Genomic DNA, 12,801 nt, shown 5'->3' on the forward strand with positions numbered 1-12,801 from the left:
ACTGGAGATTACGCCAATACCGCTTCTTCTTTTTCGTGCACATACTGATTTCGGTACAGCTGGGCATAATGCCCGTGCTGCCGCAGCAGTTCACGATGGCTACCATCCTCTATAACCCGACCGTCCTCGATTACCAGAATGCGGTCAGCATCCTTGATTGTCGAGAGCCGGTGGGCAATGACAAAGCTGGTCCGGTTCTCAAGCACACGATGAATCGCTGCCTGAATCAAGGCCTCGGTCTCGGTATCTATGGAGCTGGTAGCCTCATCCAGAACCAGAATCGCCGGATCCGCCAGAATCGCCCGCGCAAAGCTGATCAGCTGCTTCTGTCCGGTGGACAGCAATGCACCTTCTTCCCCGACCGGGGTCTCATAGCCCTGCGGCAATGCCTGAATAAAATCATGCGCCCTGGCGATTTTCGAGGCCTCAATAATCTCGTCCTCGCTGGCCGACAGCCGTCCATAGGCAATATTGTCACGGATCGATCCGCTGAACAACTGCGGGCTCTGCAGAACATAGCCCAGGTTCCCGTGCAGACATGCCAGTCCGTACTCGCGGTAATCGCGGCCATCCACCAGAATGCGACCGCTGCTCGGCTCATAGAAGCGACAGATCAGATTCACCAGGGTGCTCTTGCCGGAACCGGTTGCGCCAACAAGCGCAACGGTCTGTCCGGCTTCAACCTGCAGCGAAAAATCTTCCAGAATCTGCTCACCCTTGGTATAGCGGAAACTGACATTTTCAAACTCGATTTCGCCCCTCAGCCGTGGCCATTCAGCCAGTCTGGGTTCAAGCACACTACCGTATTGCTGCAACACCTCAGGTGAATCCACTATTTCCGGTTCTGTCGCCAGCAGGGTAAACACCCGCTCACCAGCTGCCCGGGCACTCTGCAGCTCTGAGAATACCCGCGCCAATTCACGCAGGGGATCAAAGAGCTGGGCAGTGTATGCCAGGAAGGCCGCCAGGGTACCGAATGTCAAAAGCTCTGACGCTACCTGGAAACCTCCGTTCCACAAGGCAAATGCCGTTCCGACTGCACCGAAAAACATGACAACCGGCTGGTACAATGCGCTGAACCAGGCCGAGCGCACGCTGACCATATTCATGCGTCCCGACAGATGCCGGAACTCGAAATCAGCCTCATCCTCACGGTTGAGGGTCTTGGTGGTCATTGCACCCATCAGCCCCTCGTTGTAGGAGGCCGTCATCCGGCTATTGGTTCTACGCACCAGCTTCTGGCTGCGAAGAATCCGGTCCTGGAAAAAACGGCTCACCCAGATCAGGGCCGGAACAACCGAAAGCGTAATCAATGCCAGCTGCCAGTTCAGCACCAGCATAATCGCAGAAATCCCGGTTATCGTGGTGAAACCCCAGACAATGTCCACAAAACCCCAGCTGATCGTTTCCCCGACTTTCTGTACATCGGAAGTAATCCGGGTCAGAATCCAGCCGGCAGGTGTCCGGTTGAAGTAATCCAGCTCAAGCTTCTGCACATGGTGAAAGGTCTTGTTCCGCAAGTCATACATAAGCGACTGCTCAATATGACCAGCCAGCATAATCAGCGTGAAAACATTCAGCCCCTGCCAGCAGACCATGCCGAAAAACAGGAGCACGAAGGTCTCAAGCCCCTCTGCCGAACCGGGAACTATAAAATTATCCACGGCATAACGGGTCCACAGTGCAAAGGTGGCGTCAATGCCGCCAACCATGAACATGACCAGCGCCAGCGCTGCCACATACATCCGGTATGGCTTCAGATAGGGCAGCATCTTCCGTATGAAAGATGCTGCCTTCCGGCGCTTCGAACGCACGGGTCGCAGAGAACGCTTCCTGCCCCCGGGCCTCAATTTTTTTAATATATCCAGTACACGTATCATACAGCATCCTCCTGAATAGCTGTCTGCAGGTCCCACAGGGTTCTGAACAAACCTTCCTGTGTCACCAGCTCAGGGAATGATCCCTGTTGAATAATCCGCCCTCCCTTGAGGACGAGAATCAGATCGGCACCAGCCAGGGTAGAAACCCGATGGCTGATCATAAAAACCGTTCTGCCGGCACCCCGCCGGTGAATGGCCGCCTGCACCGCCTTGTCGGTCTCTGTATCCAGGGCCGACAGCGAATCATCAAAGACCATAATCGGTGAATTGGTCATGAGCGCCCTGGCAATAGCCACCCGCTGCTTCTGACCGCCCGAAAGTGTCACTCCCCGTTCACCAACCGGGGTATCATAACCCCGTTCAAAATCAACAATCGATCGATGAATCGATGCATCACGCGCTGCCTCGAAGACCTCGAGCTCACGCATCTGCTGACCGGCGGCAATCCCGATATTCCGCTTGATACTGCGTCCGTATAAAAACGGCTCCTGCAGCACCAGACTGATGTTCCGGCGGACCCAGGCCATATCATATTCCCCGAGCTCGCGCCCGTTGAGCAGCACCCGTCCCTGCTGAGGCCGGTACAAACCAGCAAGCAGGGCCACCAGCGTCGACTTCCCGGCCCCCGTCGGCCCGAGAATTCCCACTGTCTGTCCAGCTTTCACATCAAAACTGACATCCTGCAGCACCGGACTCTCTCCATCATAGCTGAAATGCACATGCTCAAAGCTGATGTCCCCGCTCACCGGCAGACGCAGTCCGCTGCAGTTCATCTCTTCTTCCGGCTCATCCAGAATCGCCCGGATACGCTCAATGGCCACAAATGCCTTGCCCATATCCACCAGAACCCGCCCCATCTGCCGCACCGGCCAGAGAATCATCCAGACCGATGAGGTAAACAGCAGCAAAGTACCCAGGGTAATCTGCCCCTGCACTGCCCACAGCGTTCCCACGGAAATAACCGCCAGAATCTGCAACAGACTCATAATGTCGGTACTCGCCCAGAAGGCAGCAAACCAGGTAATAAGGCGCATCGTGACCTTCTGGTAATTCTTGTTCAGCTTGTCAAAGCGTCCATACTCATAGGACTCACGCCCGAATGCGCGAACCACCCGAATGCCCGTCAGATGCTCCTGCACCACGGTTGTCAGGGCAGCTTCTGCCTCGTCACTCACCTTGAATGTCCGCTGTATCTGCCCGAAAAACAGCACAGAGGAAATAATCGCCAGCGGAATAATCGGCAGCGAGACCAGCGCCAGCGGCACATGAATCGAGAAGGTCACAATCAGCGCTGCCGCCACCAGGAACAGGGCATTCCCCACCTGAACCAGCTGCAGTGCCATAAACTTCCGCACCGTATCCACATCACTGGTGCAGCGCTGCAGCAAGTCACCCTTCTCGGCCCTTGCATGGTACGCAGCCGGCAAGCGGTTCAGATGACGATACAGGCGGTCACGCAGATTACGGCTGCCAGCCTCACTCGACTGAGCCGCCAGATATCCCGACAAAAACACAATTCCGCCCTGCAGCAGACTCGCCCCCACCAGCAGCAGCCCCGGCAGCCACAGATTCGAACGCAGCATATCACGGCCGAAAATCCCGAACAGATCTCCGATTACCGGATGCGTCGTAAAGGCTTCCGTCCCGATGACCGAATCGATCGTCGCCCGGATAATCAGCGGCGGGGCATAAGAAATCAGCGCCCCCAGACCAAGCAGCAGCACCGCAACAAGATACAAACCTTTGTGTCCCGACAATGTCTGCCACATTACATACAGACTATTCGGTTTCTTTTTCATAACTAACTCCAAAAAATAAACAATAAGAAATCCAGGCGCTGTCCCTGCATGCGGCACACAACACAAAGCTGTGACCAGATACACGGACCTGATTTGGACGGGGGTGAGAACTGTTAAACTGTACGATTAAGAAGAAAAATCGGCGTGAAGCCGGAGGTCAAAGATGCAGTCGTTCCTTCAAACAAGGAGCATCCATGACAGAACCGTACAGACAGTTCACAAAACCAAATCCGAAATGGGTTGTGGGGGCAAATCTAATCTGTACTTTATTCATGAAATAACTCCTTTGAAAGTTGGCACTAATAATAAACCAATTCTCAAAAGCAGAGCAAGTATATTTTATCAAAATTTCGCGGAATTCAGCTGTTTTTTTACAGGATTTGTGACTATCAATGGTCGCGGCCCTCGTGGGAGCGCGCCGGAGCCAGGAAATTTCGCGTAAACTACACCGAATGCACCCGAAAGAACCTGCCTCCGGCTCTCCCGGGTCGAAATACCAGGCAGGAAGTCATCACCTGCCGCTACGCATTCCCGACTGCACCTTCCACAGTTCGCTGTAGATTCCGCCGACGGCCGTCAGCTCGTCATGGGTCCCCTGCTCGACCAGTTTGCCTTTGTCCAGCACAAGAATTTGATCGGCATGACGTATGGTAGAAAGCCTGTGCGCAATGACAATGGTCGTGCGGCCGGGAGCAATATGCTCGAGCGATCTCTGGATCGCAGCCTCTGTTTCGTTGTCTACCGCACTGGTAGCCTCATCCAGAATCAATACGGATGGATCCTTGAGCAGCGCCCGGGCAATGGAGACCCGCTGCCGCTGTCCACCGGAAAGCTTCTGTCCTCGCTCACCGACAATAGTATGATAGCCCTGCGGCAGCTCACGGATAAAGCCGTCAGCCTCGGCCAGACGGGCCGCCTCCTCTACCCGCGCCTGTAGTTCAGGACCGGGATTCTCGAGCTCAGCGGGATCACTTAACTCCTGCGCCAGCAGACCATAGGCAATATTTGCAAAGACCGAACCATGAAACAGAAACACATCCTGACTGACAAAGCCGACATTCCGGTACAGATCCGCAAACCGGATATCCCTGACATCATGACCGTCAAGTAGCAGCCTCCCGCCACGCACATCGTAGAGCCGCAGCAAAAGCTTGATCATGGTTGTCTTGCCGGAACCGGTAGCTCCGACAACTGCTGTTGTCTTGCCGGCCGGAATCGAAACATTCAAGGACTCGATAACCCGCGGGCCGGTGCGGTAGGAAAAATCAACATTCTCGAATACAAAATCACCACGCAACTCTGCAAGCTCACGACTGCCATCCGGCAAGTGCTCTTCGGTATCCAGCAAGGCAAAGACCCGGGCTGATGATGCCATTGCCCGCTGATACTGGTCGAAGGTCTGCCCCAGGCGGGTAAGCGGCCAGAGCAGGCGCTGGGTCATAAAAATCAGCACTGAATACAGACCGACATTCAGGTTGCCCAGCAGGACAGCTCGTCCGCCAAAAACCATAATACCAATAAAACCCAGCACGATAATCATGCGGATCAGTGGTACGAATCCCGAGCTGACCAGAATTGCCCGCCGATTGGATTCCCGGTAGCTGTTGCTGTCTCCGGAAAGCTGGGCATGCTCGAAATTCTCTGTCCCGAAAGTCTTGATAGTCGCAATACCAGAAAGATTGTTGGAGAGTCTATGACTGATCTCACCGACTGTCCGGCGAACCCGTTGGTACAGGGGTTCCAGCAAGCGTTGATAATACAGAGAACCAATTATAATGACCGGCATCGGCAGCAGTGCCATCCAGGCAATTTCCGGGGCTGAAAGCAGGAAAAAGCCACCGATTGCCAGTACTGTAGTCGTCACCTGAATAATATCGTTCGCACCGGCATCCAGAAAGCGTTCAAGCTGATTCACATCATCGTTGAGAACCGCCATAAGCTGTCCGGAACTGCGCTCCTCGAAGAAACTAAGTTCCTGATTCTGGACATGAGCATAGCAGCGAGTCCGCAGATCATGCTGCACATCCTGGGCCAGTCCTCGCCACCAGAGATTGTAGACATACTCAAACACCGATTCCATTGCCCACACAAAAAACGACAGACCTGCCAGCAGCATGAGCTGCTGCTCGGTTCCACGCGGAGCAAAACGGCCCAGCAGGGAGGCATCTCCCTGGACCACAATATCCACTGCAGCCCCGATCAGCAAAGGAGGTGCAAGATCAAAGAGCTTGTTGAGAACTGAAAACAGACCAGCTGTATACACACGTAGACGGTAGGCAGCAAGAAAAGACAATAAACGCCGCAAGGGGCGGGAAACAGGTGTATTCATGCCATTACTATACACGGAGAGCTTATCGCTGTGAAAGACGCCGACATTACACGCACAGCCATATATCACCTGACATGGATGTATTTAACATTAATTTCATTGACGCTCCCGAAATGCACAGTATACTGATTTCAAGGAGTCAGTCATGGAATTCACCAATACAACGTATGAGAATTTAATACAGGAAATAGAAAAACTCACCGGCACATGGGGAGCGCAGGCACTGAAGGACAACGACATTGCCTTCCACATCGCGTCTATCGCATACATAGCCGGAAGTGAAGATCCAGACCGCTATGCCGCAGTGAATCTGGCAATATATCTTGCAGGAACCGTCTCGGAGCTTTCTCACTACCGGGAATCAGATGCAGGTTCACTGGACTCACGCCTGGCCTTCTTTCGTTTCGGCAAAAAAGCCGACCCTGAAATCGTTGGAACCGGTATGGACATGCTCAAATTGCTCATGCTGAAGGACTATCAAACGGATCAGGAGAAGGATGCCACAGAGGAGAAGATGAATCCTTTTACCCAGGGACACTTTTCACATGAAGACATCGACCTACTCGAGCAGAAAATCGGGCTATCACCTCACAAAGAGCTATTTTCCTTGTCCACAATGGAGCCTACTGGCTGGAATTAACTATTGTGAAAATATATAAAATCCAAAAAGCCATTGCAATTGCTATTACTTCACTAGCTATTTTTGGTATCGGTAGCCAAGTTACACGTTTAGTCTCAGGAGGACAAAATTCATCATTCTGGATTATCGTAAATACCATCTGTGTAATATACGGTACTCTTTCTTTCATGTCTGACAACCAAGTTATTCGATATAGCCAAGGATTTCTATTTCTCATTATTGCTAGTCTAATAATACAGCCTTCTATAAATGCTTTTGCAGGTATCTGGCTGATGATATGTGGTCTGATCCTCCTGTTCAAATATTCTTTCTTCAGCAGTATCAAACGAGTTGTACCTGTTCTAATATTTTGCATGAGCATGCTGACTCATGCTGCTATCAGAAATAATCAGACTTCCCAGCTCATCGGCATATTGCCAATGATTTTGTTTAGCTTCGTTATATTCTATCTAATTTTTGAAGAACCTCATCAGCAGGCAATACAGAAAATTCGCCACCTCGAACCCTTATCAAAAATTGGCCGTAACGGGACTGCAATTGTCCACTCCGTCAAGAACAAGATCTCCAACCTGGAAACCTGTACAAATTTTCTACGATACGATCTGCTGACAAAAGAAGAGGTCATAGAGAAGTTTGATTCAAGCCTTGCAGATATAAAAGAAACAATTAATGGACTCCTGGCAATATCCAATGCAGGCTATGATGGCGCTGAAGAAATACTCACACATAATCTGTCCGAGCTGCTGACAGGATTATCCATCCTTCTTAAACAGGACAGAGTTCTCCTGCAATATGCTGATTTGAACATCAGCATTCAGCCGGGTGTTCATGCATCCTTCAATAAATTCTCTTTCATTCTGGCATTCGAAAATATTATACAGAATGCGGTAGAAGCCCTTCAGCAAAAAGGCAGCAGGGGACAGATCGACATAATCCTCGAACATGACAGCCTGGAAATCCGGAATAATGGGGGCATGATCCCCACATGTATCTCCTGTGCGAAGGACTGCAACAACTGCCCCCTGTACAAAAACATAGGCCGAACAGACAAACCATCAGGTTCAGGAACCGGCTTGCCGCAGGTAATCGACATGGTGAATCAAGCCGGCTGGAGTCTGAAAATCCGCGGCTATAATGGCGATATGACTTCAATCAGTTTTCAGACAGTCTGATTTCCCGATAACAGGCTATACAGCGTCCTGGCTCTCTGGATTATGGCTTCCGGGCGGTTCTCGGGAAGTGATAGATCCGTCCGACCTGCGGCCATAGCCGATAATTCACCCTGCAGGTAGGCATGGAGAATTCTACCGGCCTCTTCAAGGGCTTCGTCAGTTACATCCGGTTTTCTGTATTGATCAAGCCAGGCTGCCATTATAGGTCTCGGCTTGCCCAGACTCGGCTGCACTGAGGCCGGAGGAGGGCCTTCAAGCCGTTCCTCCCAGATTAGACGGAACCAGGCAGGGTGCTGCGTGAAAAACCTGACATACACATCGAACAGACTTCCATCCTCAAGAGGACCCGGAATTTCTGCTGTAGTCCGCAATTCAAAAGGGGCGGTCAGGCGATCAAGGGCTGCACCCAGGCAATGCCAGTAGAGATCTTCCTGTGACGAGAACCAGTTGTAGGCATTGGTGTGAGCACAACCGAGATGCCTTGCAACCGCCCTGAGATTAAGCTCTCTCAGGCTGATTCCCTGATCCAGCAGTTCCAGAACGGCGTCGATAAAGGCCTGTTTTCCTATTGTATTTCTTTTCACATTCACTATTTCCTGTCGGTCCGGAACCAGTTCGATTCTCCCTGCAAGCCATCCTCAAGCCGGGTTGCCAGAAATTCATAACTGAAACTCTCTACCCAGGGCCTTCGTGACATTCCCGGCGGCTGCCAGGCCTTAACAGGCTGGAGAGCAAAGCAATATTCATTATTTTTGTACTCTATATAGTACTCGCCTCCGATCACTGCATCAACATCATTAACCGATACCGTAAAGCGGCCATACACTGCCTGATCCTCCGCTATATGCCGGATTTCCGGAAGCGGCGGCTGAAAGTCAAATCGTATACTGCTCTCCCCGGTATTATAAACCGCAGAAACCAGTTCCGGGTATTCATGATTCCAGCTGAAATCATAACGGGCATTGGATATTACGACATGATCAGATCCGGATTCCAGAGAAACAGACGATACTTTTCCATTTATCTCCGGTAGTAAATCGGCAACCACAACCCTGCTGGAATATCGGCTATACAAAACCCTGCGTCCATCCAGGAGTAGTGGAAATACAACCGGCGTCCTCTCGACATCATCAATCACAATCTCAACCAGGGTGTTCCTCTTCCTGACCATACTGAACTCATCGAGAAATACCATCGGAAAGGAGGAAGGATTTTCCGTTTCCGAGGACACCGGGGCGAGAATGGCAGATGTCTCACTGGAATCCTTAGTCTCCCGGACCACAAAGCTTATACGTCTACCATCGATGTCAACAATATCCAGTGAGGCAGACAAGCCGCTTTCATGTGTCTCGATTCCGAGTTCAAAATCCTGCTCAACAAACTCCGGTTGGTTCAGCAGAGCAGATACGGCTTCTATTCGTTCAATGCTCATAGGAAAACCCGGCTGATAGTAGTACACCCTGCTCCCATCATGACGAGCCAGAATAGCAACGCCTTTCAGCTCTTCTCCTACACGGAACAGCTGAATTTCGAAAGCCTGATACACCGGATCGTCCTTTACATCAATCAGCATGAGGCGTTCAATATTATCATGATCAAGAGATATCAGCGGTAGCCAGGTGCCATCCCAACTGCCTGCATAGATCTCCAATCCGTGAGTATCCGGCTGGCCACGGAACCAGCTGTCCCTTGAGAGAATAGATGACGGCACTGTCATGCATCCACTGAAATGCAGTAGAAGGATTATGATGAATCCAGTTTTTAATAATTTCATGTTCCATTTCCTTGTTAGTTTCTGTAATCCTGATTATTCAATTACCACTGGTAATTACCAGTGGTAATATAGCAATACACCACAAATTATGTCAATATGGAACACATTCAAAGGATGCATTTGTCACTTCAAGGAGAATACTATTCACTACTTCACAGAACAGCTAACACAGACGCTGCATGCATTTGCAGTATTGGACGATGAATGGGAAACCTATACCAACAGTTATATTCTGGAAAAAGAGTCAGGAATCATTATGGTTGACTGCGGTAAGAAACAGCACTACCCGATTCTCAGTGAAGCTATGAACAAGGCAGGGTTCAGACCCGAAGACATTAGCATTATTCTTGCAACACACGGTCATTTTGATCATGCAGGGGCAGCGGTGCTTTTTCCGAATGCGCAGGCTTATCTGCACCACAGCGATATACATTTCATACCGGATGAAGACAGAAGTTTTTTCTCGGAAAACATTGTAGAGGCAGGAAACAGTGTCGGCATAGATGTAGTTCATCTGGGACACCATAGCCCCGGGTCCTGCGCTCTATTTGACAAAGAGAGCAAGGCGCTGTTCTGCGGAGATCACCTGACTTTCTTCCGGTCAGACATTCCGGATGGACAGATTGCAGGCGAACACGAAGCAAGCAGAACAAAGGCTATCCGTTTTGTGGAAGCACTGGCAGATCATCCGAGGAAACAAAGGCTGCTTCGCTTCACTCCTTTTCCGCTGTTTCTCTCTGGTTTGCTCAGGCTGCTGGAATTCCCTGCCAATTATTACTGCAGTGGTCACGGGCCTGTTCTCCATGGAAGAATCCATGAGTTTCTGCAGAAGCTCCTTGCAGCTGCAGAAACAAAAGACCTATAATATTTAATATGGAGATAACAACAGCTCTAAAACTCAGCCCGCAACAGCAGAATCTGCTTTCTATGCACAGTGCCCTGAATGTATTGAACGTGGTCATCTATGAGCTGCTTATGCTCACACAGGCCTATGGTGCGAATCCTCATGCAGAAAGGGTGGAGCACGAACTCCATTCTGCAGCCGATTCACTGCGGGATCCCGCAGCCAGCAAGGCCCTCATGGACAACATTCAGGATTTTATCACTGCGGCCAGAACAGAACTGCTGCAATGGAAAGCAGAACTCGACAGCCAGCAACAGGATTTGCGCTCCTTCGATCAGGCAATAGAGAACCTTGAATCAATATTCTCCATCCTGGCAATCCGCGCGCGGGAACTGTCCATGCGCTTTGACAACCCGGATTCCCGGGAGATTTTCGATATTGAAACTCTGAAGCATAATTACCTCAACGTGCTGCTTGCAATCGAAAAAAACAGCAAGGGCCGCTATCGTATTGTCTACAATCTGGCTGAGCATGACGGTGGTGCGTATCTTGTTAACCTGAGTATTACCAGTCACGACAGCACAAGCATTACCATGCCGTCAGTGTTCCAGGACATAATCCGGGACCTGCTGGCAAACGCCCGAAAATACACCGATCCAGGAGGCCGAATTGATGCAGGCCTGTATGACAGCGGTGAAGAACTGAAATTTGTTATTCGCGACAGTGGTCATGGAATACCTGAGAATGAGATCGAAGAAGTTGTCAGCTTCGGCACACGTGCCAGCAATGTGCACGCGCCCACCCGTGGTGGAGGATTCGGACTGACCAAGGCCTACTACTTTACCAAGAACTTTGGAGGCAGAATGTGGATTGACTCTTCCCCTGGCAATGGAACCAGAATCGAAATCCGACTGCCGGCAAGCAAGCCATAATTCCGGCCTCCAAACAGCTTATATCAGCCCAGCATCACTGCTCCGATAATGCCGAAAAGCATCAGGGGTATGTTGTAGTGCAGGAAGGTTGGAACACAGGTGTCCCAGATATGATCATGCTGGCCATCTGCGTTCAAACCAGCTGTCGGTCCAAGAGTACTGTCAGATGCCGGTGAACCAGCGTCCCCCAATGCTCCTGCGGTCCCTATAAGCAGAATGGTCGCCGGTAACCCGAAGCCGAGACTGGCCGCCAGGGGAACATAAATTGCGGCAATAATCGGAATTGTACCAAAGGAAGTGCCCAGACCCATGGTTATAAACAGACCGATAACAATCATAATAATAGCGCCGATTAACTGATTCCCACCCAGCAATACATTTGCAGAAGCGACCAGTGGATCAACACCACCGGTTGCACGGATGACAGCACCATAGCCGCTGGCTACCAGCATTACAAAGGCAATGAAACCCATCATACCGATTCCACTGTTCAGCATTGCATCCAGATCCTTCCAGCGGACAACCCCGCCAGCGATCATAATTGCGATCCCCAGAAGAGCACCAATGTGCAGTGAATTAATCGGGCTGACCTGTACGGCGAGTGCACTCAATGCTCCAATCAGAGCGATCCAGTGCTTTCTTGTCATTTTATAGTTCCCGTTACTGTTTTCGGTCTTATCAGTCCCGGAGTCAGGAATCTGATCCTGAACATGCTTGCTGAGATCATATTCTCTTGGCTTACGGTAAGTAATCAGTACAGCAACGATCAAACCGATCAACATGGCGAGTCCGGGTATCCACATAACCTGCCAGATACCGCTCTGCTCCACCATCATACCGTTTTCATTCATCTGATCGCTGATTATTCCGTGGAAGATCCAACCATAACCGAAAGGCAAGGCTACATATGGTGCCTTCAGACCAAAGGTGAGTGCTGCTGCAGCAGCTCGACGGTCGATCTTCAGGGAGTTCATCACACCAAGCAACGGTGGAATCAGAATTGGAATAAAGGCAATATGGACAGGAATCAGATTCTGCGACAGCGATGCCACCGCTGCAATTACCAGCATGAACATGACTGCCTTGTTGCGGATGAACACAACAATCCGCCTTACAAGCACTTCAGCCAGACCTGAATGATGAAGGGCTGCAGCCAGCGTTCCAAGCAGAATATAGCTTAATGCAGTGCTGGAATTACCTCCCATCCCGTTAATGAGCAGACTCATTGTCTCACCCAGGGGAATGCCGGAGAGCAAGCCGGCAGTCAGGCCAGCCACAATCAGGGCGATTAGTACATTCAGTTTAAGCAGACACAACACAACCATCACACAAACGGATACAAAAACGGGATTCAGAAGCATAAACCCACCTGTTAAATTTGATGCGTGCATTTTAGCATGAAATATACATAATGGAAATCAAAAATAACAA

At 50.6% G+C, this 12,801-nt stretch carries 11 protein-coding genes; 4 read left to right on the top strand and 7 right to left on the bottom strand.

From position 1 onward, the window contains the following. Window positions 1-8: 8 nt before the first annotated feature. The 3 genes from ACYQ2L_RS08030 to ACYQ2L_RS08040 form a co-directional block, all read right to left on the bottom strand. Entirely contained in the window at window positions 9-1,880 is a 1,872-nt protein-coding gene (locus ACYQ2L_RS08030) for an ABC transporter ATP-binding protein (protein ID WP_460053704.1), read from the bottom strand. Further along, window positions 1,877-3,679, bottom strand: a complete 1,803-nt coding sequence (locus ACYQ2L_RS08035; protein WP_460053708.1) for an ABC transporter ATP-binding protein — start codon at window positions 3,677-3,679, stop codon at window positions 1,877-1,879. The genes ACYQ2L_RS08030 and ACYQ2L_RS08035 overlap by 4 nt, the downstream gene beginning before the upstream one ends. A 511-nt stretch (window positions 3,680-4,190) precedes the next feature. Further along, window positions 4,191-6,008 carry an ABC transporter ATP-binding protein gene (locus ACYQ2L_RS08040; RefSeq protein WP_460053711.1) on the bottom strand — a complete coding sequence of 606 codons (1,818 nt, stop codon included), beginning with the start codon at window positions 6,006-6,008 and terminating at the stop codon, window positions 4,191-4,193. A gap of 145 nt (window positions 6,009-6,153) precedes the next feature. Between ACYQ2L_RS08040 and ACYQ2L_RS08045 the strand changes: the two genes are divergently transcribed. Then, window positions 6,154-6,648, top strand: coding sequence for a hypothetical protein (locus ACYQ2L_RS08045; protein ID WP_460053712.1), 495 nt, complete (start codon window positions 6,154-6,156; stop codon window positions 6,646-6,648). Here the strand turns inward: ACYQ2L_RS08045 and ACYQ2L_RS08050 are convergent. Further along, window positions 6,632-7,009, bottom strand: a complete 378-nt coding sequence (locus ACYQ2L_RS08050) for a hypothetical protein (protein ID WP_460053715.1) — start codon at window positions 7,007-7,009, stop codon at window positions 6,632-6,634. The two genes, ACYQ2L_RS08045 and ACYQ2L_RS08050, sit on opposite strands and share 17 nt — an antisense overlap. Here ACYQ2L_RS08050 and ACYQ2L_RS08055 point away from each other — a divergent pair. Then, window positions 7,002-7,820 (top strand): sensor histidine kinase, encoded by an 819-nt coding sequence (locus ACYQ2L_RS08055; protein ID WP_460053717.1) that lies wholly within the window; start codon window positions 7,002-7,004, stop codon window positions 7,818-7,820. The two genes, ACYQ2L_RS08050 and ACYQ2L_RS08055, sit on opposite strands and share 8 nt — an antisense overlap. Here the strand turns inward: ACYQ2L_RS08055 and ACYQ2L_RS08060 are convergent. Further along, window positions 7,808-8,404 (bottom strand): TetR/AcrR family transcriptional regulator, encoded by a 597-nt coding sequence (locus tag ACYQ2L_RS08060; RefSeq protein WP_460053719.1) that lies wholly within the window; start codon window positions 8,402-8,404, stop codon window positions 7,808-7,810. The genes ACYQ2L_RS08055 and ACYQ2L_RS08060 overlap by 13 nt on opposite strands. A 5-nt stretch (window positions 8,405-8,409) precedes the next feature. After that, entirely contained in the window at window positions 8,410-9,594 is a 1,185-nt protein-coding gene (locus ACYQ2L_RS08065; RefSeq protein ID WP_460053721.1) for a hypothetical protein, read from the bottom strand. An 88-nt stretch (window positions 9,595-9,682) separates the two neighbouring features. On the opposite strand from ACYQ2L_RS08065, the gene ACYQ2L_RS08070 reads away from it, so the two are divergent. Together ACYQ2L_RS08070 and ACYQ2L_RS08075 are read left to right on the top strand one after the other, a co-directional pair. Beyond that, on the top strand, window positions 9,683-10,459 hold the full coding sequence (locus ACYQ2L_RS08070; protein WP_460053723.1) for an MBL fold metallo-hydrolase: 777 nt from the start codon (window positions 9,683-9,685) through the stop codon (window positions 10,457-10,459). Window positions 10,460-10,467: 8 nt separating this feature from the next. Continuing rightward, window positions 10,468-11,370, top strand: coding sequence for an ATP-binding protein (locus ACYQ2L_RS08075; RefSeq protein ID WP_460053724.1), 903 nt, complete (start codon window positions 10,468-10,470; stop codon window positions 11,368-11,370). A 23-nt stretch (window positions 11,371-11,393) separates the two neighbouring features. On the opposite strand, the gene ACYQ2L_RS08080 is transcribed toward ACYQ2L_RS08075, so the two are convergent. After that, window positions 11,394-12,761 carry a Na+/H+ antiporter family protein gene (locus ACYQ2L_RS08080; protein WP_460053725.1) on the bottom strand — a complete coding sequence of 456 codons (1,368 nt, stop codon included), beginning with the start codon at window positions 12,759-12,761 and terminating at the stop codon, window positions 11,394-11,396. Between the last annotated feature and the right edge of the window lie 40 nt (window positions 12,762-12,801).

The organism is Spirochaeta dissipatitropha, assembly GCF_054657935.1.